General features: G+C 48.0%; 27 protein-coding genes. 22 read left to right on the top strand and 5 right to left on the bottom strand.

Annotation, left to right across the window (positions count from 1 at the left end; translation table 11 throughout):
• Window positions 1–5 precede the first annotated feature (5 nt).
• From AYK67_RS02110 to AYK67_RS17540, 10 genes are all read left to right on the top strand, one after another.
• Window positions 6–869: a segregation and condensation protein A gene (locus AYK67_RS02110; RefSeq protein ID WP_420800592.1), complete on the top strand. Its 864-nt coding sequence runs from the start codon at window positions 6–8 to the stop codon at window positions 867–869.
• An 89-nt stretch (window positions 870–958) separates the two neighbouring features.
• Window positions 959–1,591 carry an SMC-Scp complex subunit ScpB gene (gene scpB / locus AYK67_RS02105; RefSeq protein WP_082735607.1) on the top strand — a complete coding sequence of 211 codons (633 nt, stop codon included), beginning with the start codon at window positions 959–961 and terminating at the stop codon, window positions 1,589–1,591.
• 114 nt (window positions 1,592–1,705) lie between these two features.
• The gene (locus AYK67_RS02100) at window positions 1,706–2,788 is read left to right on the top strand and encodes an ABC transporter ATP-binding protein (protein WP_068081656.1); all 1,083 of its coding nucleotides are present in this window, start codon (window positions 1,706–1,708) and stop codon (window positions 2,786–2,788) included.
• A gap of 87 nt (window positions 2,789–2,875) precedes the next feature.
• On the top strand, window positions 2,876–3,115 hold the full coding sequence (locus AYK67_RS02095; protein WP_068081654.1) for a twin-arginine translocase TatA/TatE family subunit: 240 nt from the start codon (window positions 2,876–2,878) through the stop codon (window positions 3,113–3,115).
• An 89-nt stretch (window positions 3,116–3,204) separates the two neighbouring features.
• Window positions 3,205–3,663: a Sec-independent protein translocase protein TatB gene (tatB, locus tag AYK67_RS02090; RefSeq protein WP_082735589.1), complete on the top strand. Its 459-nt coding sequence runs from the start codon at window positions 3,205–3,207 to the stop codon at window positions 3,661–3,663.
• 48 nt (window positions 3,664–3,711) lie between these two features.
• A complete protein-coding gene (gene tatC / locus AYK67_RS02085) occupies window positions 3,712–4,512 on the top strand; it encodes a twin-arginine translocase subunit TatC (protein WP_068081649.1) in 801 nt (266 codons plus the stop codon).
• 90 nt (window positions 4,513–4,602) lie between these two features.
• Window positions 4,603–5,880: a serine--tRNA ligase gene (serS, locus tag AYK67_RS02080; protein ID WP_068081646.1), complete on the top strand. Its 1,278-nt coding sequence runs from the start codon at window positions 4,603–4,605 to the stop codon at window positions 5,878–5,880.
• A gap of 149 nt (window positions 5,881–6,029) precedes the next feature.
• The gene (gene surE, locus AYK67_RS02075) at window positions 6,030–6,797 is read left to right on the top strand and encodes a 5'/3'-nucleotidase SurE (RefSeq protein ID WP_068081643.1); all 768 of its coding nucleotides are present in this window, start codon (window positions 6,030–6,032) and stop codon (window positions 6,795–6,797) included.
• A gap of 158 nt (window positions 6,798–6,955) precedes the next feature.
• On the top strand, window positions 6,956–7,645 hold the full coding sequence (locus AYK67_RS02070) for a protein-L-isoaspartate O-methyltransferase family protein (RefSeq protein WP_206597488.1): 690 nt from the start codon (window positions 6,956–6,958) through the stop codon (window positions 7,643–7,645).
• Window positions 7,646–7,903: 258 nt separating this feature from the next.
• On the top strand, window positions 7,904–9,376 hold the full coding sequence (locus tag AYK67_RS17540) for a murein hydrolase activator EnvC family protein (protein ID WP_068081637.1): 1,473 nt from the start codon (window positions 7,904–7,906) through the stop codon (window positions 9,374–9,376).
• Window positions 9,377–9,408: 32 nt separating this feature from the next.
• Here AYK67_RS17540 and AYK67_RS02060 read toward each other — a convergent pair whose 3' ends face one another.
• Window positions 9,409–10,305: an ATP-binding protein gene (locus tag AYK67_RS02060; RefSeq protein WP_068081634.1), complete on the bottom strand. Its 897-nt coding sequence runs from the start codon at window positions 10,303–10,305 to the stop codon at window positions 9,409–9,411.
• Window positions 10,306–10,587: 282 nt separating this feature from the next.
• Here AYK67_RS02060 and yajC point away from each other — a divergent pair, with 282 nt between their 5' ends.
• From yajC to AYK67_RS02035, 5 genes are all read left to right on the top strand, one after another.
• The gene (gene yajC, locus AYK67_RS02055) at window positions 10,588–10,920 is read left to right on the top strand and encodes a preprotein translocase subunit YajC (protein WP_068081631.1); all 333 of its coding nucleotides are present in this window, start codon (window positions 10,588–10,590) and stop codon (window positions 10,918–10,920) included.
• Between the two features lie 78 nt (window positions 10,921–10,998).
• Window positions 10,999–12,600: a protein translocase subunit SecD gene (gene secD, locus AYK67_RS17535; RefSeq protein ID WP_068081628.1), complete on the top strand. Its 1,602-nt coding sequence runs from the start codon at window positions 10,999–11,001 to the stop codon at window positions 12,598–12,600.
• A gap of 15 nt (window positions 12,601–12,615) precedes the next feature.
• Window positions 12,616–13,551, top strand: a complete 936-nt coding sequence (gene secF, locus AYK67_RS17530; protein ID WP_068081625.1) for a protein translocase subunit SecF — start codon at window positions 12,616–12,618, stop codon at window positions 13,549–13,551.
• Window positions 13,552–13,562: 11 nt separating this feature from the next.
• The gene (locus tag AYK67_RS02040; protein WP_068081623.1) at window positions 13,563–13,961 is read left to right on the top strand and encodes an Mth938-like domain-containing protein; all 399 of its coding nucleotides are present in this window, start codon (window positions 13,563–13,565) and stop codon (window positions 13,959–13,961) included.
• Window positions 13,962–13,998: 37 nt separating this feature from the next.
• A complete protein-coding gene (locus AYK67_RS02035) occupies window positions 13,999–14,871 on the top strand; it encodes a phytoene/squalene synthase family protein (RefSeq protein WP_068081620.1) in 873 nt (290 codons plus the stop codon).
• Window positions 14,872–14,912: 41 nt separating this feature from the next.
• Here AYK67_RS02035 and AYK67_RS02030 read toward each other — a convergent pair whose 3' ends face one another.
• Window positions 14,913–15,266 carry a hypothetical protein gene (locus AYK67_RS02030; protein ID WP_068081617.1) on the bottom strand — a complete coding sequence of 118 codons (354 nt, stop codon included), beginning with the start codon at window positions 15,264–15,266 and terminating at the stop codon, window positions 14,913–14,915.
• 235 nt (window positions 15,267–15,501) lie between these two features.
• Window positions 15,502–16,902 (bottom strand): methylenetetrahydrofolate--tRNA-(uracil(54)-C(5))-methyltransferase (FADH(2)-oxidizing) TrmFO, encoded by a 1,401-nt coding sequence (trmFO, locus tag AYK67_RS02025; RefSeq protein ID WP_082735588.1) that lies wholly within the window; start codon window positions 16,900–16,902, stop codon window positions 15,502–15,504.
• A 202-nt stretch (window positions 16,903–17,104) separates the two neighbouring features.
• Between trmFO and AYK67_RS02020 the strand changes: the two genes are divergently transcribed.
• The 3 genes from AYK67_RS02020 to AYK67_RS02010 all read left to right on the top strand — a co-directional run bounded on the left by AYK67_RS02020 (window position 17,105) and on the right by AYK67_RS02010 (window position 19,465).
• Window positions 17,105–17,773 carry a hypothetical protein gene (locus tag AYK67_RS02020; RefSeq protein WP_208976194.1) on the top strand — a complete coding sequence of 223 codons (669 nt, stop codon included), beginning with the start codon at window positions 17,105–17,107 and terminating at the stop codon, window positions 17,771–17,773.
• Between the two features lie 164 nt (window positions 17,774–17,937).
• Entirely contained in the window at window positions 17,938–18,501 is a 564-nt protein-coding gene (locus AYK67_RS02015) for a single-stranded DNA-binding protein (protein ID WP_068081614.1), read from the top strand.
• 226 nt (window positions 18,502–18,727) lie between these two features.
• A complete protein-coding gene (locus tag AYK67_RS02010; protein WP_068081611.1) occupies window positions 18,728–19,465 on the top strand; it encodes a cytochrome c biogenesis CcdA family protein in 738 nt (245 codons plus the stop codon).
• Between the two features lies 1 nt (window position 19,466).
• On the opposite strand, the gene AYK67_RS02005 is transcribed toward AYK67_RS02010, so the two are convergent.
• Window positions 19,467–20,378 (bottom strand): DMT family transporter, encoded by a 912-nt coding sequence (locus tag AYK67_RS02005; protein WP_082735587.1) that lies wholly within the window; start codon window positions 20,376–20,378, stop codon window positions 19,467–19,469.
• 109 nt (window positions 20,379–20,487) lie between these two features.
• On the bottom strand, window positions 20,488–21,327 hold the full coding sequence (locus AYK67_RS02000; protein WP_068081608.1) for a coiled-coil domain-containing protein: 840 nt from the start codon (window positions 21,325–21,327) through the stop codon (window positions 20,488–20,490).
• A gap of 290 nt (window positions 21,328–21,617) precedes the next feature.
• Here AYK67_RS02000 and glmU point away from each other — a divergent pair, with 290 nt between their 5' ends.
• The 4 genes from glmU to AYK67_RS17745 all read left to right on the top strand — a co-directional run bounded on the left by glmU (window position 21,618) and on the right by AYK67_RS17745 (window position 25,796).
• Complete coding sequence (gene glmU, locus AYK67_RS01995) at window positions 21,618–22,982, top strand: bifunctional UDP-N-acetylglucosamine diphosphorylase/glucosamine-1-phosphate N-acetyltransferase GlmU (RefSeq protein ID WP_068082185.1); 1,365 nt, start codon at window positions 21,618–21,620, stop codon at window positions 22,980–22,982.
• 204 nt (window positions 22,983–23,186) lie between these two features.
• On the top strand, window positions 23,187–25,013 hold the full coding sequence (gene glmS / locus AYK67_RS01990) for a glutamine--fructose-6-phosphate transaminase (isomerizing) (protein WP_068081606.1): 1,827 nt from the start codon (window positions 23,187–23,189) through the stop codon (window positions 25,011–25,013).
• 268 nt (window positions 25,014–25,281) lie between these two features.
• On the top strand, window positions 25,282–25,641 hold the full coding sequence (locus AYK67_RS17290) for a TnsA endonuclease N-terminal domain-containing protein (protein ID WP_068081603.1): 360 nt from the start codon (window positions 25,282–25,284) through the stop codon (window positions 25,639–25,641).
• Entirely contained in the window at window positions 25,569–25,796 is a 228-nt protein-coding gene (locus AYK67_RS17745; protein WP_193788918.1) for a TnsA endonuclease C-terminal domain-containing protein, read from the top strand. The genes AYK67_RS17290 and AYK67_RS17745 overlap by 73 nt, the downstream gene beginning before the upstream one ends.
• The last annotated feature ends 107 nt before the right edge of the window (window positions 25,797–25,903 follow it).

Genomic DNA, 25,903 nt, shown 5'->3' with positions numbered 1-25,903 from the left:
TGTTTTTGCAGGAAGATCATTGGGAGAATGATAGTGCAGAGCAATCGCTTGGTGATGAAAGCTCAAGCAAGCCAAATGAACCAACGCTTAGCGTGGATGTTGATGGTTTTGAAGGGCCATTGGATTTGCTGCTAACGATGGCCCGCTCGCAAAAAGTTGATATTACTAAAATATCCATTTTGGCTTTAACCGAGCAATATCTCGAGTTTGTTGGTGAAGCGCGGCGGCTACGGTTGGAGTTGGCCGCTGATTATCTAGTCATGGCCGCGTGGCTTGCCTACTTGAAGTCAAGATTGCTTATTCCCAAACAAGATGATGGAGAAGAGCCGAGCGGTGAAGAGCTTGCCGCAGCACTGGCATTTCGCTTGCAGCGCCTTGAGGCCATGCGTGAAGCGGCTGCCAAGCTTATGAACAGACCCAAACTGGGGCTTGAGGTGTTTGCCAGAGGCGCACCAGAAACTATTTCTATTGAGCGAAACAGTACTTGGTCGGCTTCCTTGTTTGATATGCTCACAGCCTATGCTACGCAGCGCCAACGGCGCTCGGTAACGTCAGTACAAATGCAAAAACGTGCTGTCTGGTCGTTGGCTGAAGCACGCGCCCTTTTGGAGAGGTTGGTTGGCTCATGCGCCGGCTGGACGGCGGTTCAATCCTATTTGATGAGTTATTTAAGTGAGCCAGAGCAACGAAGAACCGCAATAGCTTCAACTTTTTCGGCCAGTTTGGAAATGGTACGCGAAGGCCTAATTGATATCCAGCAGGGCGAAGCCTTTGCACCTATTTACATTAGGGCTAAAAAGGGGAAAGCCAATGAGGCAACACAATTACAAGAAGGTGCTCTTGTTGGCCAAGACCACGAGCCTGCTTGAAGTGATAGGGTAAGGTGTCAGCTGTGCAATCGGAACAAATTGAAGGCCATGAGTTGGCTGATAAAAAACAGGCCTTTGAGACACTGCGCATGGTTGAGGCACTTTTATTTGCATCAGCCGAGCCGTTGAGTATGAGCGAATTAACTGCGCGTTTGCCTCGCCAAGCTGACATACCGCGTGCTGTAAAGGAATTGGAAGAATTTTATAGGCATCGCGGAGTGCGCTTGGTAAAAGTTGCTGATCGCTATGCTTTTCGAACTGCGCCGGATTTAGCTGCAATTATGCAGCGTGAGCAAGAAGAACAGCGCCGTTTATCTCGTGCAGCCTTGGAAACATTGGCAATAATTGCCTTTCACCAGCCAGTTACACGAGCGGAAATTGAGGAAATACGCGGTGTTTCCACTTCTAAAGGAACGCTGGATGTATTGCTAGAGACCCAATGGGTGCGCATGCGCGGACGCCGGCGTACACCGGGACGGCCGGTTACATATGGTACAACACTCCAGTTTCTAGACCATTTTGGCTTGGAGACGATTAAAGACTTACCTGGATTGGAAGAATTGAAAGGAGCGGGGCTGCTTGATAGTGCCATACCAGCCAGTTTCTTTGTACCAGCACCAGATGATAGTGATGAATTGAGCGAAGACGAAATACCATTGGAAGCGGGCGAAGAGGATGACTTCAAAGATGGGATTTCCACAACTCGCACTATTGAAGCATAGTGAATGATTGGGCACCGACTACTTTTATTAGATATCTTGTAGTTTATTGATATAAAACAATAGACTCCCTATTATTGCTAGTAGAAGCAAAATAATAAACAAAAGAGAAGTGCGATGAAACCAGAAACACAAGTTGTTGCAAATGAAAGCAGTGCGGCACACTTGGAGTTTCGTCATATCCATCATCATTATGGTGGTTTAGCAGCGGTTCAGGATGTGAGCCTTTCATTAAGCCAAGGTGAGGTTCTGTGCCTTCTCGGTCATTCTGGATGCGGTAAAACGACTTTGCTTCGCATTGCTGCGGGTGTTGTGCACCAGCAAAAAGGACAGGTGCTGATCGGCGGCACTTGCGTTGCTGACGCGCACGATTTCAAACCGCCGGAACAGCGCGGTGTGGGGTTGATGTTTCAAGATTATGCGCTTTTCCCACATCTTAGCATACTGGATAATGTTCTATTTGGCTTAAGCGCCCTGCCAAGAGAAAAAGGCTTAGCGCGTGCAAGGCAAGCGTTGGAAATGGTGCAAATGAGCCATCATGCACAAGATTTTCCGCACGCTCTTAGTGGTGGTGAGCAGCAACGGGTTGCTTTGGCCCGCGCCATGGCCCCCAAACCGCATACGTTGCTAATGGATGAGCCGTTTTCTGGTTTGGATTCGCGATTGCGTGATCATGTACGCCGGCAAACGCTCGACATGTTGAAGCATGAAAATGCTACGGCGATAGTTGTAACCCATGACCCGGAAGAGGCACTTCAGGTTGCCAATAGAATAGCGCTTATGCGCCAAGGGCAAGTGGTGCAATTAGCCAGTCCGGAAGAAATCTACTTTTCACCGAATTGCTTGTTTGCAGCGCGGTTTTTTTCTGATCTCAATGAGCTGCACTTGAAGGTAAATAATAATGAGCTCGTAACGCCGTTTGGGCGGTTTGCAGCTCATGGGTTTCGTGAAGGCTCACAAGTCATTGCTTGTATAAGGCCGCATCATCTAAAAGTTTCAAAGCCTTTAGGGGGAAATCGCGCTAAAATAATATCCCGGATTTTTACAGGCGACCATGATTTGCTTGAAGTTGAAGTGAATGGGCTGGAAAATCCGATAAAAATACGCAGCCCGCAAGTTATGCGCTATTTTCCGGGCGATGAAGTGGACATTTGTCTTGATAGAGACAAGATGATGGTATTTAACGAAGAAAACTCTTAAGCCATCGAGTTATGGTGAAGCATCTGGGCGGATCACGGATGCTTAAACCTTGAGAAAAAAAGATCCGCAAACCAAGGAGTTTGGTGGATGGGTTCTGTTGGAATCTGGCAGATTGTTATTGTTGCCGTAGTTGTCGTGCTTCTTTTTGGACGCGGTAAAATTTCTGAGCTGATGGGTGATGTAGCTAAAGGCATCAACAGCTTTAAAAAAGGCCTTAAAGATGACGAGGAAGCTGCTGCTAAAGATGCGTCCACAAAAGTTATCGATCATGCCCCAGGTCAAAACGCAAATACCGAAACAAAAACTGAAGATACAACAAAAAACTAGCGTTTGTACTTGAGCGAACTGGCAACTGGCTTGCATGATGCGCGCCAGTTTTGCCCTATTGCTGTTGGTTGGAAGCAGGTAATGGTTGAATGTTTGATGTAGCTTGGACAGAGCTCTTAGTTGTGGCAGTAATTGCTATTCTTGTGGTCGGCCCTAAAGAACTGCCGGGTATGCTGCGTACCTTGGGCAAGGCAATTGGCACGATGCGCCGTCTCGCAGGTGATTTTCAATCAACGCTGAATGACGCTGTTAAAGAGGCCGAAAAGCAAGCCGGGATAGATGAGATGCGTAAGCAAGCTGATGCCGCGCAGAACTTCAACCCTCTTGGTGATTTGAAGGAAAGCCTTGCTCAAGAGCAGAAGGCACTTCAAGACACAATGAAAACAGTGGATAAGAATATATCTTCTTCGGCAAAGGATAGCCCGTCAGCTGAAGCTGAAAGTACCACAACGAAAGAAACTGTCGCAGCCACGCCAGCCAAGTCGGATGAGGTTTTACCTCAAAGCGTTGAGACGAAAAAAGTTCAAGATACCAATTCTGAGCAATAGCTGTATAAAAGGTGGTTGTAAGGATATGTTTTTAAAGGCGATTTGTTTATGAGTAACGATGAAATTGAAGATTCACGTGCGCCTTTGATCGAGCATTTAATCGAGCTGCGTTCGCGTTTGATGAAATCCGTCATTGCTTTGGCCATTGCTTTCGTCATTTGTTTTATCTTTGCCAGTGATGTTTTTAATATCCTCATCTGGCCTTATGAACGTGCGGCTGGTGCAACGCGAACTATTGAGCTTATCTACACTGCGCCACAAGAATACTTTTTCACGCAAATGAAATTGGCCTTGTTTGGTGCTTTGTTTTTCGCTTTTCCTATCATCGCCAACCAGATCTATATGTTTATTGCGCCCGGGCTTTATAAACATGAGCGCAAGGCCTTTATCCCTTACTTGATTGCAACGCCCATCTTGTTTGTGATTGGGGCTGCATTGGTGTACTTTTTCATTATGCCAATGGCTATGAGTTTTTTCTTGGCAATGGAGCAAGAAGGGGGAGCTGGAAAAGCTGCAATCCAGTTGCTGCCACGTGTGAGTGAATACCTAAGCTTGATAATGGTACTCATATTTGCTTTTGGATTGGTTTTCCAATTACCCGTTGTGTTAACTTTGCTGGGCCGTGCCGGGCTTGTTTCAAGTGAAAGCCTGAAAGGTAAGCGCAAATACGCTATTGTGTTGGCTTTTGCTGCAGCCGCGGTATTAACACCCCCTGATCCTATCTCACAAATCGGTCTTGCGCTTCCGACGCTCCTTCTCTACGAAGTCTCCATCTATTGTGTGCGCCTTGTTGAGAAAAAGCGCGAAAAAGGCGATGAAGACGATAGCGAAGATGCAGAAGAGACGTAAAGTGAACGTTGCTTTTGCCTACGTAACCGTTACTTTGTGGCAATTATAAACGAGAATAATAATCTTAGGCTGACGGCCAGGGATACAACGATGCTTGATATTAAATGGATTCGGGAGAATCAGGAAAGTTTTGACCAAGCGCTGGCGAAGCGTGGGGCAGAGCCACGCGCCGCCCAATTGGCCGCTCTTGATGATGCGCGTCGAGCGCATACAACAAAATTGCAAGAAGCGCAGACCCGTCGTAATGCAGCTTCAAAAGAAATTGGCAAGGCCAAGGCCAGCGGCAATGAAGACGCTGCTCAAGCCCTGATGAAAGAAGTTTCAGACATAAAGAACTTTATTCATGAGGGGGAGGATGAAAGCCGTCGTCTCAATGCTGCTCTTGAAGAAGCATTGTGTGTAATACCAAACATCCCGCTTGATGATGTACCCGAAGGACTGGATGAGGAAGGCAATGTTCTTCTGCATACCTTTGGAGAAAAGCCGGAAATCGATTTTGAACCTAAAGAACACTTCGAACTTGGCGAAGCTTTGCAAGGTATGGACTTTGAAGGTGCTGCCAAGCTTTCCGGTTCGCGCTTTGTGCTTCTTAAAGGGCAAATTGCTCGTTTAGAACGGGCTTTGGGTCAATTTATGGTGGATCTACACACACAAGAACATGGTTATCTTGAGGTCTCTCCACCTCTACTTGTGCGTGATGAAGCGCTTTACGGTACTGGTCAGCTGCCGAAGTTTTCCGAGGACCAATTCAAGACCACAGATGGTCTGTGGATGATCCCAACAGCCGAAGTGCCGTTGACTAATATGGTTGCTGGTGAAACGCTGGATGCAGAAAGCTTACCGCTTCGCGTTACCGGTCTTACGTATTGTTTCCGCTCGGAGGCAGGGTCAGCAGGACGAGATGTGCGCGGTATGTTGCGACAACACCAGTTCGAAAAGTGTGAATTGGTTTCCATTACCGACGAGAATAGCTCTCTTGCTGAATTGGAGCGTATGCGTGAATGCGCTGAAAAGGTCTTGCAAAAGCTTGGTTTGCATTACCGTGTTATGACCTTATGCGCTGGTGATATGGGATTTGGTGCTCGCAAAACCTACGATATTGAAGTTTGGTTACCAGGGCAAAACGCTTATCGCGAGATTTCATCTTGTTCGGTATGTGGCGACTTCCAGGGGCGTCGTATGAATGCCCGCTATCGGGTGCCGGGTGAAAAGCAACTCAAATTTGTGCATACACTCAATGGTTCGGGTGTTGCTGTGGGGCGTTGTCTTATCGCTGTGTTGGAAAACTATCAAAATAGCGATGGTTCGATAACGGTTCCCCCCGCACTGAGACCCTATATGAATGGGCAGGAGCTCATCTCCGTTTAGTTGCTGAAACGATAAAAGAGGCGCGAACATAAAAGTCGCGCCTTTTGTATTTGTATAACACTTTCGCTAATTATTTGAGGTGTGATAGCCTGCGCCTGATGAGTAGATGCCTTTAAAAATAACAGGAAGATAAATAGTTAGGTTTATAAATGCGTATTTTAATATCTAATGACGACGGCATTCATGCTGAAGGTATTCGTAGCTTGGAAAAGATCGCTCGCACTTTGAGTGATGATGTTTGGGTTGTTGCTCCAGAAACGGATCAAAGCGGTGTGGCACACTCACTTTCCTTAAATAATCCGCTCAGGCTGCGTGAAATTGATAATCGCCACTTTGCAGTCAACGGCACCCCGACAGATTGTGTTATCATGGCCATACGTCATGTGCTCGATAAAGCGCCCGATCTTATTCTCTCAGGGATAAACCGCGGCTGTAATATTGCCGATGATGTTACTTATTCAGGCACCATAGCTGCTGCAATGGAAGGGACAATGTTGGGAGTTCCGTCTATCGCATTGTCACAGCACTATAATTTTAATAGTCAGACCGGCCCGGATTATCGCGTGGCGGAAAAACATGCTCCAGAGCTACTGAAGAAGTTGATTTCCTATCAACTGCCCGAGGATATGCTGCTCAATGTTAATTTCCCAAGCTGTGATCCAGCTCAGGTAAAGGGCGTTGATGTGGTGCGTCAAGGCAAGCGTATGACAGATTCCATGTATATAGATAGCCGCCATGATGGCCGCGGTAATCCTTATTACTGGCTGGCATTTAGCAACGGTGAAGTTCCAAGAGTGCAGGGGACAGATATTGATAGTATCGAGGCCGGCTATATCACACTCACACCGTTACACCTTAATTTGACCGCCAATGAGTTGATGATCTCCCTTGAAAATCATATTCGCGAAGGCTCTTGAGCGTCAAGCAGCGCAATGAGTAGTCGTCATATGTGAGTTGCTTGTTCTTATCGCAATGAATACAAGTAATGATGGTTAAGGTATTGCCATAGGTTGAAAGCCTATGGATTGACGCATGCAGTCTCGCTCTCGGGTGTTATATGGGAACAAAGGATGAAATGGCATCACTCGCAATTGCGAATGATGCCGATATCGCCAAACGGGCGGGATTTATTATGATGCTGCGTAATTGTGGCATAATGGATCATCGCGTTCTCAAAGCTATAGAAAGCGTTCCAAGGCGGGTATTTTTAGGTGCTCTCTATCAAACCCATGGATATGAAGATCGTTTGTTTCCTATCGAGTGTGGGCAAATGAGCACATCTCCAACGATGATAGGACGTTTAATAACTCTACTTGATTTGAATGAGAAACACCGTGTTATGGAAATTGGAACCGGCACCGGTTACATGAGTGCGATACTGGCACATCTGTGCCAATCCGTGGTGTCTGTTGAGCGCTATAAAACGCTGGTTGCACTTGCACAAGATCGCTTTGAGGCTTTGAAGATTGATAATATCGAGCTTGTGCACGGGGATGGACTGGTGTTGAACGATAGTGAGTTTGACGAGTTCGGGGCCGAAGCATCTTACGACCGAATCGTTCTAACTGGATCGGTGACCAAAGTTCCTTCATTCCTATTTAATTGTCTTTCTCCGGGCGGGAAATTGGTTGCACCTATTTCTTCAAGTAAAGGTGATCCTTGTAATTTAATGGTATACGATTGGGCCGGTAGAGAAAAAAGAGAGGTCTGTTATGGCCAGTTTCGCTTTTTTCCATTAACGCCGGGTGTTGCAGTGAAGTTATAATTGTACTTATAAATGCTATCACTACACATTGTTATAGCTCAGGCCAAAAGCACGTTAGATCTAATGATTGAGCGCATTTTTTTGTTGAATGAGAGCCTTGATTTATAAAAAATACACGAGAAATAATCGCGTCTCTCTACGTTAGATGTATACGTAAAATATCTTTTTTGAGTTTGTTTTATGAGCCGGTATTAAGGCTTTATCAACCCTCGCGCGACTAAATTAGTCATGGGCCTTTCTATAAAAAATAGGGCAATCATGTTTATGGTTCATGTCAGTGCGCGTAATAGCCAAAAAAAATTAATTTCTGCGTTGGTGCTGGCAACTGGTCTTGCTGGCTGTAGTTCGCAGTATTCCCGTTTTGATGCGTCAGAGTATGAAAACACTCCAGCACCTGTTCAAGTTGGCCAACAACCAATGCGGCCACAATATTTGCCGCCGCAACCAGCCCAAACGGCTCAGGCTGCAACCACCAGTTCTATTCAACCCGTTAATCAAGTTGCCGGTTCCGGTGCGCCGCAAGCCTCGCAATATGCCTCGGCCTACCAGTTCAAGCCGCCACATTTACCACCGGCAAATGTTGGTGGTGGTCTGCAACCAAGCAATCCCGCTTATCAACCTGCGGCACAGGTGCAGCCGGTATACCAGCAAAATATCCCGGAACCGGTGACGCGTTATCCCTCCGGTTTACAACAGCCTGTTGTGAACAGTGGTCCCAATGTGCAACCAAGTGCGCCGTATGAGCAACAAGTTTACCCGGCTCAGGCAAATACTTATGACCACACACCAACAACGGGGCAGGTACCCGCGCCTTATTATGCAAAGGGTTATCCCAAAGCAAAACCACGTTTTAGGCAGTATGCCAGTGCATCTATGACACAAGGTTCGGGGAGTGCCTTTGTCTCGGCAACTCCTAAGGTGTTGCCGCAAGCAAAAGTAAATGCGCTGGGGGCAACAGCCTCTACAGGTTATGCTACAGCAACAGCGGCGCAGCTACAGCAATCTTCTCATACTACGAGTTTGCCGCAAGCGAGCGCTCAATATGCACAAAATGTGCAACCTGCTCCCCAAAATCAGCAGGTTGCGGCTGTGTCACAAAACCAATCTGTTTATAACCAGCCCGTGACAACACAGCCCGTTATGCAATCTACGCAAAGTGGACAGCATCAACCTGTGCGCCAAGTTCCAACAAGTGCGGGTTCAAGTTCATCCGCGCAAGTCGCTCCGCAGCAACAACAAGTTGTCGCGCAGCAACCAGCACCAGCTGTGCAAAAGCAACCGCAAGAGCAACAAGTGGCTGCTGTAACACCGACGCAGCCTACAACTACGGATAATACCGCAAGCGGCTCAACGAAATTCTTCCGTTGGCCGGTGCGTGGGCGTATAATTTCTGACTTCGGGCAAAAACCGGGTGGAAAGCGCAATGATGGAATTAACTTGGCTGTACCAGAAGGGACCGATATTAAATCGGTCGAAGATGGAACGGTTGTTTATGCCGGTAATGAGCTGAAGGGTTTTGGGAATTTAATTCTTATTCGTCATGCAGGTGGCTGGGTTTCTGCCTATGCACATAATAAAACACTGGGTGTGAAGCGTGGCGATAAAGTCAACCGCGGGCAGGTGATTGCCGCCTCCGGTGCGACCGGCTCAGTAAGCCAGCCGCAATTGCATTTCGAATTGCGGAAAGACAACTTGCCGGTTGACCCGCTCTTACATTTGCCGACTTCCTAATCGATTGCGTTCTTTATATACGCCCTGGTAGTTTACAGTGATCGTTTGTGTCGTCCTGCCAAATCCTGAAGGAATTGGTAGGCCACACGACCTGAACGGGCGCCGCGGGTTGTTGCCCATGCCAGAGCTTCTTGCCGCACATCCTCAATGCGGATCTTAAACCCATAAAAATCGAGATAGGACTTGATAATATCAAGGTATTCATCCTGCGTGCAGTTATGAAAACCGAGCCACAAGCCAAACCTATCAGCAAGAGACAGCTTTTCATTCACAGAATCAGCCGGATTTATTGCCGTTGAGCGCTCATTCTCCATCATTTGGCGCGGCAACAAATGGCGGCGGTTTGAGCTGGCGTAAAATAGTGTGTTTTCCGGTCGCCCCTCTAGCCCGCCATCCAAGGCACTTTTTAAGCTCTTGTAGGTGCTATCGCCATCATCAAATGATAAGTCATCACAATAAACGATGAAACGTTGGTCGCTCTGGCGTATCAAGGAAAGCAAATAGGGTAGTGCACTAATGTCTTCTCGGTGAATTTCAACGAGTTTTAAAGGGTATTTGTTGTTTTCTTCTGTTGTGATTCTATTAACATGCGCATGTACAGCTTTCACAAGCGAGGATTTCCCCATGCCTTTTGCCCCCCATAAAAGGGCATTGTTGGCCGCATAACCATTGGCAAAGCGCAATGTGTTATCCAATAGTTGTTGTTTATTATAGTCTATGGCGCATAACACATTTAAATCAACACGGTTGACCTTTCGGATTGGTAGCGCCTGCTTAAGATCAGCATCAAAGGTGAAGGCGTCACTCGCCGCCCAGTTGGTTTCTAGGGGCAATTGAGGCGTTAAGCGCGCCACAATATCGGTTAACTGTCCAATTCTGGCTTCAATTGCATTTAATGCCGCCAGAGTGTCGTTGTTATGCACGTTCATGCTCCACTCAATCCTGGAAGTTCAATTTCTATTTATTGTTTATCTTTAAAAACAGTTTTATCGCTTTTTATTGGCTTATAAAACAACAACCAAGACTTATAGGGGCTTTTCCAAGTGCCAGCTAAAGCCGCAAATGATAACAAACGAATGCCCATAGCAGCTTGAAAAGCGGTTCTTGACTTGTAATGTCCTTACAAACCTTTTATTTCGTTGAGATAAGGACCATATCCTCATCTCTATACTAAAAAAGTGTCAAGGTGCTTGGCACTCAAGGAGAAACGTATGTTTGTAACACCTGCCTATGCTCAGGCCGCTGCTGGTGGTACACCAGACATGTTCATGTCTTTGGTACCATTTGTACTGATTTTCGTCATCATGTACTTCCTGATCATCCGTCCGCAACGCCAGCGTCAAAAAGCGCATCAGGAAATGATCACCAATGTGCGTCGTGGTGATACAATCGTCACGAATGGTGGCTTGATTGCAAAAGTTACCAAGGTCGTTGACGATCATGAAGTCCAGGTCGAAATTGCAGATGGCGTGCGTGCACGTATCGCCCGGCCGATGATTCAGGAAGTACGCGCCAAAGGTGAGCCTGCAAAAGACGGTGAATAAACCGTTTCCTGATGTCATATCACCAGATCGCTAACCGATTTCGGGCAGGGCGGTCTGGCCAGTTCCGGATTTTCCGTTATGCTATATTTTTCGCGTTGGAAGATTGTCACCATTGCAATGGTCGTTGTTGGCGGCCTATTGGCAACACTTCCCAATTTCTTTTCCTCTGCGACGCTGAAAAGCTGGCCGGATTTTCTTCCACAAAACCAGGTCGTACTTGGTCTTGATCTACAAGGCGGGGCATACTTGCTCTATGAAGTGGATCGTGAAGATTATAAGACACAGCAATACCGCCAGTTGGTGGGATCGGTACGTAGTGCGCTGCGTGAAAAACCGCGCATTGGCTATACCGGCCTTGGAGTTCATGGCGACGGTGTTCAAGTTCGCATCCGCGATGCGGCGCGTATTGAGGAAGCACAAAAACGACTGCAAGGGCTGGTTAATCCGCTATCTGGCGGCTTTGGCGGCACCCCTGTTAACGAGTTTGCCTTAACAGAAAAAGAAGGCTTGTTACGCCTGACGTTTACTGATGAAGGGCTTGAGCAACGTTTGAAAGGCGTTGTTGCGCAATCAATCGAAGTGATCCGCCGACGCGTGGATGAACTGGGCACGACTGAACCCAGCATTCAGCAGCAAGGGGCCGACCGTATTCTTGTGGAAGCACCCGGGGAAAGTGATCCACAGCGGCTGAAAAATGTTATCGGTCAAACCGCTCAGATGACATTCCACTTGGTAGACGATCAAATGAGTTCGGCACAGGCCAAAACTGCACGCGCACCTGCTGGCACCATGCTTGTACCTGATGTCGATGGTCAAACAGTTTATGTGGTGGAAGAAACGGCCTTACTCGGCGGTGAAGAGCTGCAAGATGCACAGGCTTCTTTTGATCAGCGCACCAATGAACCGGTGGTGAACTTCCGCTTCAACACATCGGGTGCACGTACCTTTGCCAATGTCACCCGCAAGAATACCGGACGGCCATTTGCCATCGTGCTTGATAACACGGTAATTTCTGCGCCGGTGATCAGTGAGCTGATTACTGGTGGTTCTGGGCAAATTTCCGGTAACTTTACGCTAGAATCTGCCAATAACCTTGCTGTTCTGCTGCGTGCCGGTGCACTGCCTGCCAAGTTGAATGTGATGGAAGAGCGTTCCGTAGGGCCGGGTCTTGGCCAAGACTCTATTGAATCGGGTAAGATTGCTTCGCTCTTGGGCGGACTGCTGGTTATCCTCTTCATGGTCCTTGCCTACGGTAGCTTTGGTGCCATTGCCAACACGGCGCTGGCCGTTAACATCCTGCTATTGTTCGGTGTCCTGACCACATTGCAAGCTACGCTTACACTACCTGGTATTGCCGGTATTGTGTTGACAGTTGGTATGGCGGTAGATGCCAACGTGCTGATTTTTGAACGTATTCGTGAAGAAGCCCGCTCGGGCCGCTCGGCAATTGGCGCAATAGACGCCGGTTATCAACGTGCGCTTGGCACCATTTTGGATGCTAACATCACCACCTTGATTGCCGCAGTTGTTCTGTTTGCCATTGGCTCAGGCCCGGTAAAAGGATTTGCGGTCACACTTATGGTGGGTTTGTTTACCACAGTGTTCTCTGCGTTTACGGTTTCACGCCTGTTGATTTCCATCTGGGTTCGCAGACGTCGTCCATCCAAACTGCCAATCTAAGTGGAGTAAATACATATGAAACTGTTAAGATTGGTACCAGAAGTCACCAAAATCCAGTTTATGCGCTGGCGGAAAATTTCTTTTCCACTCTCAGGCGCTGTTGCGATTGCTTCGCTTGCCCTGTTCTTTATGGTTGGTCTCAATTTTGGTATCGACTTTAAAGGCGGCACGCTGCTTGAATTGCGTTCTATGCAAGGGCCAGCTAACCTTGCGCAAGTGCGGACAACCTTAAGCGGGTTGAAGCTGGGCGATGTGCAGGTGCAGGAATTCGGCGAACCGGAAGAAGTTCTGATCCGAATTGAAAGCCAAGAAGGACACGAACAATCCTCGCAAGTGGTTGTAAGTAAAGTGCGTGAAGCACTTGGCCAAAACTACGAGTTCCGCCGCACAGAAGTTGTTGGCCCGCGCGTCTCCGGTGAGCTGGCAACAAAAGGCTTTCTTGCCGTTGCCATATCGCTGGTGATGATATTGTTTTATATCTGGTTTCGTTTCGAGTGGCAGTTTGCTGCCGGTGCGATCATTACCACATTTAACGATATCGTGTTTACCATCGGATTTTTCTCGCTGTTTCAACTGGACTTTTCATTGTCGAGCATTGCAGCGGTTTTGACGATTATCGGGTACTCGCTCAACGATACCGTTGTGGTTTATGATCGTATACGCGAAAACCTGCGTCGATATAAGAAAATGCAGCTGGAAGAGCTTTTGGATTTATCCATAAACGAAACCCTGTCTCGTACGACCATGACATCAGCAACAACCCTTCTAGCGTTGCTTGCCTTGTACTTCTTTGGTGGCGAGGTTATTCAGTCTTTCGTTTTGGCCATGATTGTTGGTGTTGTGGTGGGGACTTATTCCTCCATTTTCTTGGCTGCACCCCTGTTGATACTGTTGGGTTTGCGAACCAGCGTATTCAACAGTAATCGTGATGATGAACCTAAAAAGGCTTAGGAATAAATAATATGGCGGGTCGCGGTAAACCGGAAATACGTTTTGATGCCCATTTGCCCGAGCAGGTGCAAATAGACGCCTATGGCGACAATGGCTTTCGTTTTGCCGGTATGTCTCATCGCGGCTCGCTTCTATGTCTTCCTAGTGGATTGCATGGCTGGGATCCGAAGCGCTTTAGCGACATAACAGCCAAAGACTTCGATAGGGTGTTCATAGATGCCCCGCAAATAGAAGTCTTACTTATCGGGTCAGGGCCCCATTTGCTGCCATTTCCAGAAGAGCGAAAAGCAAAATTTCGCCAGCATGGCATTATGGTCGATAGCATGTCTACCGGGGCGGCCGTACGTACCTATAATGTGCTGCTCGCTGAAAAACGCGCTATTGCTGCCGCGTTTATAGCAGTTGAATAAAGCCAATTTTCAAAGACAACTAAAGGCAGGCTCTCCCATGGAAGAGGCAACCCGTTACTGCGCCGATCTGTTAAAACAACACGATTGGGATCGCTATGCAGCTACTCTTATGGCACCGCAAGCCATGCAGCCGCCATTATTTGCCCTTTATGCTTTTAACTGTGAAATTGCGCGCATTCGCTCATTCGTACAAGAACCGATGCCCGGAGAGATCCGTTTGCAATGGTGGGTGGATGCCTTGCAAGGAAGTGGCCATGGCGACGTTACTGCAAACCCCGTCGCAGCGGCCCTTTTAACAACCATTGCCGACTATCGCTTGCCGCTGGAGCCCCTGTTAAACCTCATCGAGGCCCGGCGATTTGACTTATACAACGATCCCATGCCCGATCTGGCTAGCTTTGAAGGGTATTGTGGCGAAACCTGTTCGCATCTTTTCCAGCTCGCTGCCATGATTGCTCTAAAATCATCAAGGTTATCACTTGAGGACGCACCGGCGCTTGCCGATCTTTGTGGTCATGCCGGTGTGGCATATGCTGGATGCGGATTGCTTAAAGCACTGCCATATACCAATAGTCGATCGCAGCTTTTTATCCCGCAAAGCCTGCTGCAACAGCATCAAGTTAACCAATCGGAATTGTTTGCCAATAGGTTTTCTCCGCAAGTGGATGCACTTTTGCAAGTAATGATCGGGATTATAACAAAGCATGATGCTCTTGCCAGAGAGGCAGCAAGGCTTGCGCCAAAACAAATTTATCCTGTTTTTGCAGGGTTAGGGCTGGTTAAGCATCAGCTTAAAAACTGGAAAAAAGGATCCCCTTTTTCTATTGGGGAAAACAGGATTTTACCGAAGGCCGAACCTAGTAAACTCCGGCGGCTTCTCCTGCTGTATCGCGGGGCTTCATTAAAATAGAGCCGACATTCCAATAAATTATTGAAATGTCGGCACCATGTTTATTTATTGCAATAAGTGCCAGCGTCGTAGGCATTCCACTTATAGCCGTTATGTTGTGCGCAGCATGTCCAGCACGTCACATCATTGGCGACATCACCAGTCGGGAATGTGCACGCGCCTTTGATTTTCGGGTTAATGCCGCGGCAAATATCAAGTCCTGCAATCACTAGGTTGCCATCAACCAAGGTACCATCAAACACGCTATAGTTAGCGGTGTTTTCACCTTCTGTGCTCAACACAGAAAGCGGTAAAGATTCATTTGCCTTACTGGATACAGTTGGTGCAATCAGCACAACCAAAGAGAATAATGCCATTAAGAGAACAGCGGAACTTCTGTGTATTTTTGGGGTCATGACTACTCTTTCCCTAGCTAACTTGGCAGATAACGAGATGTACCTGCCATGCCTATGCTTCCAGAGCAGAGTAAGCGGTTCAAGTAGAACACTCAGATGCGGTTTGCCGGATGATAAGAAGAACAAAAAACTTCGATTAAAACCAAGATATTTAGAAGACAATCAAAATACGAGTAGTTGCGTAGATGAAAGGGTGCTCAGGCGGTTGCCTGGGCACCCAAAAACGGTTAGCGAGTTAGCTTAAAGCATCAAACCAGCTTTTGAAGTCGTTCAGGCCGCGCAATGCCATGGCACGTTTCTTGGCGCGGGTTTTCTCTTTGCCGCGTAAGCGCTTGCCGTCCTCGCTCTTTGGCAGCTCTTCCAGTGGTGGCAGCAAGCCGAAGTTGATGTTCATGGGCTGGAATGATTTTGGCCCGCCATTATTTTCATCGGCCAAGTGCCCGCCGGTAATGTGGTTGATGAGCGCGCCGCAAGCACTCGTCATAGGTGGTGTTTCAAGGCTGCGTCCGCTCAGCTCGTAGGCGGTCATAATACCCACCATTGCGCCAATCGCGGTGGATTCCACATAGCCCTCGCAACCGGTAATTTGACCGGCAAAGCGCAAATGCGGCTGCTTCTTCAAGCGCAACTGACCATCCAAAACCTGCGGCGAATTCAAAAACGTATTGCGGTGCAAACCGCCAAGCCGTGCGAACTGGGCATTCTCAAGACCGGGGATCATTTTGAAAATCTCGGTCTGAGCGCCGTATTTCAGCTTGGTCTGGAAACCGACCATATTATAAAGCGTGCCCAAGGCGTTATCTTGGCGCAGCTGCACCACCGCATAGGCTTTTTCATCCGGTTTATGGGCATTGGTCAGCCCCATCGGCTTCATCGGGCCATGTCGCAAGGTCTCGCGGCCCCGTTCCGCCATCACCTCAATTGGTAAGCAACCGTCAAAGTAGGGGGTGTTTTTCTCCCATTCTTTAAAGTCGGTTTTATCGCCTTCAATCAAGGCTGTAATAAACGCCTCGTACTGCTCTTTGTCTAGCGGGCAGTTGATGTAGTCTTTGCCAGTGCCGCCGGGGCCAACCTTGTCATAGCGTGATTGATACCACGCCTTGTCCATATCAATCGACTCGCGATGAATAATCGGTGCAATTGCGTCAAAAAATGCCAATGCGTCTTCGCCGGTTGCCTCAAGAATGGCTTCACCAAGGGCAGGTGATGTTAGCGGGCCACTAGCCACAATCACCGGGCCATCTTCACTACTTGGCAACGCAGTAATCTCGCCGCGGCGAATTTCAATGAGTTCGTGCGCTTCGAGGGCTGCTTGCACATGAGCCGAAAAGCCGTCACGGTCAACGGCCAGAGCGCCGCCGGCAGGAACCTGATTGGCATCGGCAGCCTGCATTATCAAAGAGCCTGCATGGCGTAACTCGGCATGCAGCAAGCCAACCGCGTTATTTTCTGCATCATCGGAACGAAAAGAGTTCGAGCAAACCAGCTCGGCCAATCCGTCGCTTTTATGGGCATCTGTTTTACGGTGTGGGCGCATTTCATGCAGCACCACTTCAATACCACGCTGCGCTAGTTGCCATGCTGCTTCGCTACCGGCTAGGCCGCCGCCAATGATTTGAACTCGTTGCTTTTTCATTAAACATCCAGTTGTGAGCTTATCGCCCAGCGTTATGTCGAAACTCAATTAACGCGCTAGGCTGCGCTACGTTAAAGGATTGTTTCGATCCTATCTTTATATTTGCTCCCTGATTAACGTGGGTGGCACTCACTTGCAATTCTGTTATTGCCCTTTAACCATGAAAACACGCAGTAGCTTTATTTATTGAACCAGAGATATCATGATTATTCAATTATATCACAAGCCGCAAACAGCAAGAAAAACCACTATATTGCAGTTACTTACACTTTCTTTTTTAGGTATTTGTTTAACTGTTTTAAGCGCCAATGGAGCCTCGCTAGAGCAAAAAAACATTTCAAGCTGGTATCAGCGTATGGGGGGGCTGATACCGGTAAAAAATAAAATCTATATTTGTCATGGCTATGGTTGCAAATATCGTACCAAGACATTCCTATCGCCAACGGCACACAAAAAGGCCATCGCCTTATTGCGACAAAGCGATAAAACACCGGAACAAGAACGGGCAGCCATCAAAAAACTCATCGCTTGGCATGAAGTCCTGGTTGCCACAAAAGTCGGTTCGGCAAATGATCGCGGCGGGCTCGATATGCAAAATGGCGGTGTGCGTGGACAAATGGATTGTATTGATGAGACTGCGAATACCACCTCGGTTCTGCTATACGCCACCCAGCAAGGCTGGTTCGTTCACCACCGTGTTGTCGAACCGGTGTCGCGTGGCTTCTTTCTTGACTTGCGCTATCCACATGCATCTGCAGCTATTGAAGAAATAGCTACAGGGAAAAAATATGTTGTCGATAATTGGCCGGACGATAACGGTAAACCACCGCTTGTAATTCCACTGGAAGCGTGGCGCGGCCAAGGTGGCTGAGGCTTAATGGTTACGTGTGTGTGGACAAGAGACGATCAATAAAAACCAAAGTGTCTTAGGGATTGCATCTAATGAGCACTGCCCATAGGGTTCACAAAAATCAAAGCGCGGGCGAGTGAGCTTACCATTGCACCTGCCTCGCAGCTTAATCCATGGAGTTAAATATGGCCGGTAGCGTTAATAAAGTGATTTTAGTTGGTAATCTGGGCGCAGACCCTGAAGTACGTCGCACGCAAGACGGCCGCCCTATTGTTAACTTGCGTATTGCGACCTCGGAAAGCTGGCGCGATCGAGCAACTGGCGAACGCCGCGAGCGTACCGAATGGCACCGTGTGGTGGTTTTCAATGAGGGATTGGCCAAAGTGGCCGAGCAGTACCTGCGCAAAGGTTCAAAAGTTTATATTGAAGGCCAAATCCAAACCCGTAAATGGCAAGACCAGTCTGGCCAAGACCGTTACTCTACTGAAATTGTTCTGCAAGGGTTCAACTCCACACTGACAATGCTGGATGGTCGCGGTGAAGGCGGCGGCCAAGGTGGTGGATATGGCGGCGGTAACGACTTTAGTGGAGGTCAGTCCGGCGGCGGTTATGGTGGTGGTAACCAGGGCGGTGGCTTTGGTGGCGGTAACCAGGGCGGAGGAAGTCAAAGTGGCAATCAAGGCGGAGGCTTTGGTGGCGGTCAATCCGGAGGCCTTGATGGCGGCATGGATGACGAAATCCCGTTTTAAAAACTAAACAACTCAGGGCTCGCTTGTCGGGCCCTTTTTTGTGGTAGCACAATAATGATCTGTTATTTATATAGCACTATGAGTGCTGAGGTCCTTGCGTAAAATGGTATGTTGAAAATAAGAGAGGATTGTCTTATCTCTCAATAACCTGCTGCCGGATAACCAATTGAACTGCAATTAAATCTCGGGCAAGGCTCAACTAACAACCAACCAGCGAAGTGGTCCGATGCTAGAACATGTGAATATATTCGGCGCTTTTTTCGGCGGTATTTTATCTTTTATATCTCCTTGCGTTTTGCCATTAGTGCCACCGTATTTAGGCTACATGGCTGGCGTTTCGCTTGAAGAGCTGAACCGCGATCAAAAGCAGCGCAAAAACAACACCAAGGTGTTTATTGCCTCAGTCTTTTTCGTATTGGGCTTCTCGACTGTTTTTATCGCGCTCGGTGCGACCGCTTCATTCATCGGTAGCTTTCTGCTCGCCTATTCAACCGTGCTTGCACAAATTGGCGGCGCTTTTATCATCCTTATGGGGCTACATTTTTTAGGCGTCTTCCGCTTCTCATTTTTGTATAAAGAAGCGCGTTTCCAGTTTGGTGGCCAAACGGCAACCATGACAGGCGCTTATATCATGGGGCTTGCTTTTGGCTTTGGCTGGACCCCTTGTATTGGCCCGATTCTTTCGTCCATTTTGCTTATCGCCGGCGCTGAAGAAACTGTCGGCAAGGGAGCTTTGTTGCTCGCAAGTTACTCATTGGGTATTGGGGTGCCCTTTATGCTTGCAGCACTTTTTGCCAAGCCATTTATGCAGTTTATGGGTAAGTTCAAGCGTCATATGCAAGTTGTCGAATGGATCATGGGAATTTTCCTTATTATAACCGGTGTTGCATTCCTCACCGGTTATATGCAGGAGGTTTCGTATTGGCTGATCGAGCAGTTCCCACAGCTGGCAACTTTCGGCTAGCTTAACGTGTTATACCACGCGTTCTCTTGAAGAGGGAAAGCGGAACAGTTGCGAGCAACAGCCCTGCCATAATGGGTATGAAGCCATAGATATGGTAGGGCTGAAGATGCTCACCGAGCAAGACAATCGCCATGCCCACACCATAGGGCGGTAATAAATACATGAACATTCCGGCAACTGATGCGCCAACTTTGGAGATACCGTACTGGTAACAGGAAAATGCCAAAACGGAGGGTATTAACGCCATGGCGGCTATAGCCAGCCAAATGTCTTGGGTGGCTGGAAAGTGGCCGACGATTACGAGTTCACCAAGGCTAAATGGTAAAAGCCAAAGGCTGCCCAGCAGTGCAGTGATGGCAAACAAGCTAATGTTGCTTAGAGGCTGTAGCACCTTAGACCGTACCATAACGGAATAAGCAGCCCAGCTTATGGTGCAGCCCAGCAATACAGCATCTCCCCATTGTATTTTAAGGGATAACAGCGCAGTAAACGAACCGCGGCCCACAATCAGGCCGATACCAATCAGCGCCAGCACAATGCCACTTATTTCACGTAGTGCTATTTTGCGCCCTCGAAAAAGCCACTCTAAAAGCAAAATGATAACCGGAGCCCCTGAGTAAATCAGTGTGGCATTGGTTGCACTGGTGTTTTTAAGTCCAAAGTAAACAATTGCACCACAAATCCACATTCCGAGAAATGAAAGGGCCAACAATTGACGAAAGGCTGCTTTGATCGCAGCCCAATCTTTGCGCAGGCTTGGTAAGGCAAGGGGAAGAATAATTAAAAAAGCCAGCAGCCACCGTAAAAAAGCAAGTGTGAAGGGCTCCACACTATTAATGGCCAAGCGCCCAATAATAATATTGGAGCTCATAAACACTGGCATGATGAGTAAAACAAGATACGTGAAATACATACCATACCTACTTTGTGGGGGTAAAAGAGAGTGGTGTGAACCGCGGCAACTTTAGCATTGCCTCAGAAAACGAGTATTGAGTTTTTCTGTAGGGTTCAAGGGCCTGTCATTAATAGGAGGTGGCTGTGCAGTATTTTTGCCTTTGTGCCATATGGGCACATAAAATGGCTGCATCTGCTGCATTATCTAAAGGGCCGGCAACAAGCATTAACTCGCTCTCAGCCTTTCCCTGTAGAATTTGTTTAGGATAAAAGTGCAGTTGGGAAAAAAGAGCCGGGTATTGTTTTTTTAGTTCGTACCAATAGTTTTCTAAATCACTTTGATAGCGAAAGTGCCCGAGGTTGAGTGCAAATCGTGTGCGCTTTAATTTAACGCTACTAAGCTGTAAATCTCCCGCTGCTTTTACAGGAAAATATGGATTGGTATAATCTGCTTTGTTTTGTTGCAGTTGGGCCTCGTTAAAAGAAACCGTGTTTTGCTCCCCACCGTTGCCAGTGGAATAAGTGCCATCTTCGTATTGGGAGGTGCTGGACGAAGCCTGCGTATTCTCGAGGCTTTTCAGGTTGCCGGTTGTTAACTGCCCGACTTTCTGGAGAAGCGCTTTGTTTTGTTGCTGTAAAGCTTCAATATCCAAGCGTAAACGAACCAACGCATAACGTAGCGCTTCTACTTCGCGATTAAGTGTATTGGCAGTGCCATTATGTGAAAGCCGATTCTTTTGCGTGAGAGTACTGTTTGTAACGTTAATGGGACCACTTTCTGGCAGAGAGACAATACGTAAAGGCTCATCGCGTTGTGCCGGTGATTGCGCGTGCTCTCCTATAAAAAAACTAGAAATGGTAATGAATAAAAAACCGAAGGCCACACAACCCCACAAAGCTAAAATTGGGTTGTCACCCAATAATGCTATTATTGTTTTTTTATCGAGTGGGTGAGGCACAAAGCGCAAATAGATTTCCTCATTACAGCGGGAAGGTGGTATCCGCCAAAACCTATGGTTAACAATAAATTAATAGGATAAAACCGCCCTATGGTAAACAGGAAGCTCGGGGTTTGCTGCATTCAGCCCCATAGAAAACGTGGGATTATCGCAAAAACTGCTTTAAGTTACCGCTTTAAAAGCTAAAAAACACTACAAATGGTGCAAAATTGGTAGCAAACAAATTTGCCTCCCAAGCATTGTTGCGTTGAATTACGCCAATTGCCGTGGTCTTGATTGTTGCGGATAAGGAAAAAGATATGACACAAACTGACTGCTTGGCCATTGTTTTGGCTGCTGGAATGGGCACACGTATGCGCTCTGACAAGCCAAAGGTTATGCACGAAATTGGCGGCCTACCACTTGTGGGCCATGTCTTATCAGCCGTAAAACAGGCAGGTACGGCAAAGGCGGCAGTTATTGTTGGTCCGCAAATGCCCCAGCTTATCGAGACGGTTCAAAAACTCACTCCAGATGCTGTGTGCTATGAGCAAACAGAGCGCTTGGGTACCGCCCACGCCGTAATGGCCGCAAGGCAAGCCTATGAGCAACATACGGGTGATATCCTTGTTCTTACCGCCGATACCCCGCTCATCACCGCGCAAAGCTTGGCGAAATTGCGCCAAGAGCTCGCCAATGGCGCTGATGTGGTGGTGCTTGGCTTTCATGCTGATGACTCAACGGGCTATGGCCGCCTACTGGTTGAAAATGGCCAGCTGACCGCAATTCGCGAGCATAAAGATGCCACAGAGGCCGAGCAGCAGGTAAAACTGTGTAATTCTGGCATTTTGGCGTTTTCTTCAAAACACATGGCAAAATTGCTCGATGCGGTAGAAAACAACAATAATCAGCAAGAATACTATCTCACCGATACCGTCGAGCTGGCCAACCGCTTTGGCCTTAAGGTTTCGACTGTCACCGCCAGCGAGCAAGAGGTGATGGGTATTAACAATCGCGCCCAGCTTGCTGCCTGTGAAGAGGTATTTCAAAACCGTCAACGCCAGCACTTCATGCTGGAAGGTGTCACACTCCAAGCTCCTAACAGCGTTTATTTCTCTCATGATACCAAGCTGGAAGGTGATATCACTATCGAACCTAATGTGGTTTTCGCCGCAGGTGTCAGCGTGGCCAGCGGTGCTACTATTCGCGCGTTTTCACATCTAGAGCAGGCCCATGTGGCCAGTGGAGCCACAGTGGGGCCATACGCCCGCTTGCGGCCTGGTGCGCAAATTGGCGAAGGAGCGCATATTGGCAACTTTGTCGAAATCAAAAAGGCTGTTGTTGAACGTGGTGCCAAGGTCAACCACCTCACTTATATTGGTGATGCCCGTGTTGGCGAAAAAAGCAACATTGGGGCAGGGACCATTACCTGCAACTATGACGGCTATATGAAACACCATACGGATATTGGCGCCAACTGCTTTATTGGTTCCAACAGCGTGTTGGTGGCTCCTGTGCAGCTGGAAGACGGTGCGTTCACTGCAGCCGGTTCAGTTATTACCAAAAATGTACCGCAAGATAGCCTCGCGGTGGCCCGCGCCATGCAGACCAATAAAATTGGTCTTGCCGCCAAAATGCGTCAAAAACTAAAAGCCCAGCTACAACGGCTAAAGAACAAAAATTAAGGCAAACGAATTAGCCTTTATTTCATAATAGTTTGTAAGAGGTTTGTAGAAGCTCTTACAAACTATTTTATGTAAGATTAAGTAATATGGTTTGATTTCCTAAAACGAAAAAACTGGCTTAAGCATAAGCCCGAAACGCGAGCTGGCAGGTACGAGTCGTTATTATCGACGCGTGACTTATAGGGAAATTTCTAGGAGAACTTCATGTGTGGTATTGTTGGCATTCTTGGCCAAACCCCCGTAGCACCTTTGCTGGTGGATGCACTTAAACGTTTGGAATACCGTGGTTATGACTCAGCCGGTGTTGCTACGCTGGAAAAAGACGGCCTAACCCGCAAACGTGCCAAGGGTAAACTACGCAATTTGGAAGCGCTGCTGGAAAAGCAACCTCTGTTTGCCAATAGCGGTATTGGCCACACCCGTTGGGCGACACATGGTGCACCCAATGTAGCCAACGCACACCCGCATGTCGCTCAAGGCGTTGCTCTTGTCCATAACGGTATTATTGAAAACTTTTTAGAATTGCGCGAACAAGTCACAAATAACGGTTGTGTGCTGGAAACCGAGACCGATACCGAAGTTGTTGCTCATCTCATCTCTCTAGCTCTCAAAGATGGTAAACAGCCACAGCGGGCTGTTGAAAGCATTTTGGGGCAGCTCAAAGGCGCGTTTTCTCTCGCCATTTTGTTTGAGGGACACGATAACTTAATGATTGGTGCCCGTCGCGGCTCACCATTGGCTATCGGTTATGGCAAGGGCGAGATGTTCTTAGGGTCCGATGCTATTGCTTTATCGCCATTTACTGATTCAATCAGTTATCTGGAAGATGGTGACTATGTTGTTCTCACGCGCGAAAACGCCCAAGTTTACCGTGAGGATGGCGAAAAGGTCACCCGCCCGATCCAAACTTCTAATGTCAGCACCACCATGATGGAAAAGGGCAATTACCGCCATTTCATGGCCAAAGAAATTCACGAGCAGCCCGAGGTTATCGGCCATACGCTGACAAACTATCTGGATTTAACCTCCAATCAGGCACGACTACCTGAGGGAACCAGCTTTGACTTTACAAAAGTCGAGCGCTTGGTTTTATGTGCATGTGGTACAGCCAGTTATGCGGCACATGTGGCCAAGTACTGGTTTGAAAAATATGCCAGATTACCGGTAGATCTCGATGTCGCCTCCGAGTTCCGCTATCGCGAAATGCCGCTCAAAGCCGGAGACTTGGCGCTGTTTGTGTCGCAATCGGGCGAAACCGCCGACACGTTGGCTTCCCTGCGTTATTGTAAGGAGCAGGGTATGCAAGTGGGTGCAGTGGTCAATGTGCCCGAATCCACCATAGCACGCGAAGCCGATGTGGTGTTTCCAACTATGGCGGGCCCTGAAATCGGTGTTGCTTCTTCCAAAGCCTTTACCTGCCAGTTGGCAGTGTTAGCCAGCCTTGCTATTTACGCCGGTCATCAACGTGGTGTTATCTCCAGCGGTGAAGAAAAGCAATTGGTCACTGCTTTGTCACAATTGCCGGGCTTCACCATCGAGGCGCTGAAACTGGAGCCGAAAATCGAAAAACTTGCCCAGTGGATGGCGAAAAAGCATAACGCCCTGTTCTTGGGGCGTGGTACCAGTTTCCCGATGGCTCTTGAGGGCGCGCTGAAACTTAAGGAAATCTCTTATATTCACGCCGAGGGCTATGCGGCAGGCGAGCTAAAACACGGGCCAATTGCCTTGATCGACGAAAATATGCCGGTCATCGTGGTCGCTCCATTTGATAGTATCTACGAAAAAACCGTCTCCAACATGCAAGAGGTGGCTGCGCGTGGCGGGCGTATTCTATTGCTCAGCGATAGTAAAGGCATCGAGGCCTCCGGCCTTCAGGCTGAAGATGTATTGGAACTGCCACAACTACCGGAAATCATTGCGCCACTGATTTATGCAATACCGTTGCAGTTACTTGCTTACCATACAGCTGTCTTTATGGGCACAGATGTCGACCAGCCGCGCAATCTGGCAAAATCTGTGACAGTTGAATAAGCTTTGATAGGATAACCGTGGGGTGGTGTAGGAGAGTAATAAAGTATCATCCTGTTAGTTTCTGATATATGATCGCTTCACAAAGGAATTTTGTGGAGTCGGCCTGATGGCTGGAACGTTTAAGGGATTAACCCAGGCACAAATCGATAAGCGGATATGAGAAGGGCGTGGTCAGGGTATCGGTCCGGACTATAAACCCTTTATCTATACACGCGATGTCTCTTCTTTGGGACGATCTCATCGTTTGCCAAGCTCAACGTGTGGCCGTATGCACCACCTTCTCTCGGACCTTGAGCTGGCGGTTTTTCTTATTCTGGACTGGTCTTCCAACACTACCGATATTCGAGAGCAATTTCCCATGCGAACGGAAGATACTGTTCGCATCGCTGCCGAGCTGGGTGTTGTCCATGGTAGGTTTCGAGATACGCCTCAGGTGCTCATAAGCGATTTCTTCGTTAGCTTCGATGACTGGCATTTGCCGGAAGTCGTTCTGCAGGCCAAATACACCAGTGATCTAAAAAAGCCTCAGACAATCGAGAGGTTGATGATCGAAAAATGCTACTGGGAGGAAAAAACATTCCGTGGCAGATTGTTACTGAACGTGAAATTCCCAAAACAGTATTTGTAAATATTCAATGGCTTTACTCCTCAGAAGAATATTCTGAGGTAAGCGATGGTCAAGTAGAGCAACATAAGGAGCTTTTCGCACGAGAGCTATGGCGTTCTCCTGATCAGAAAATTATTGCTACTGACCTGCCCCCCATAATCTCCCCCAGTTTATGATAGGATCCTGCCTAAGTGATGTGCTCCCCAATTTTCCCCCGGTCGGGAGGTAGAGATTTCTGGACCAAATCAGGAACACGGGCTGGATGCGTATTCCGATTTCATCA

The organism is Polycladidibacter stylochi, assembly GCF_001562055.1.
Taxonomy (GTDB): Bacteria; Pseudomonadota; Alphaproteobacteria; order Rhizobiales; family Stappiaceae; genus Pseudovibrio; species Pseudovibrio stylochi.
Note: the sequence above shows the minus strand (reverse complement) of the source record. Positions and strands in the feature narration are given on the sequence as shown.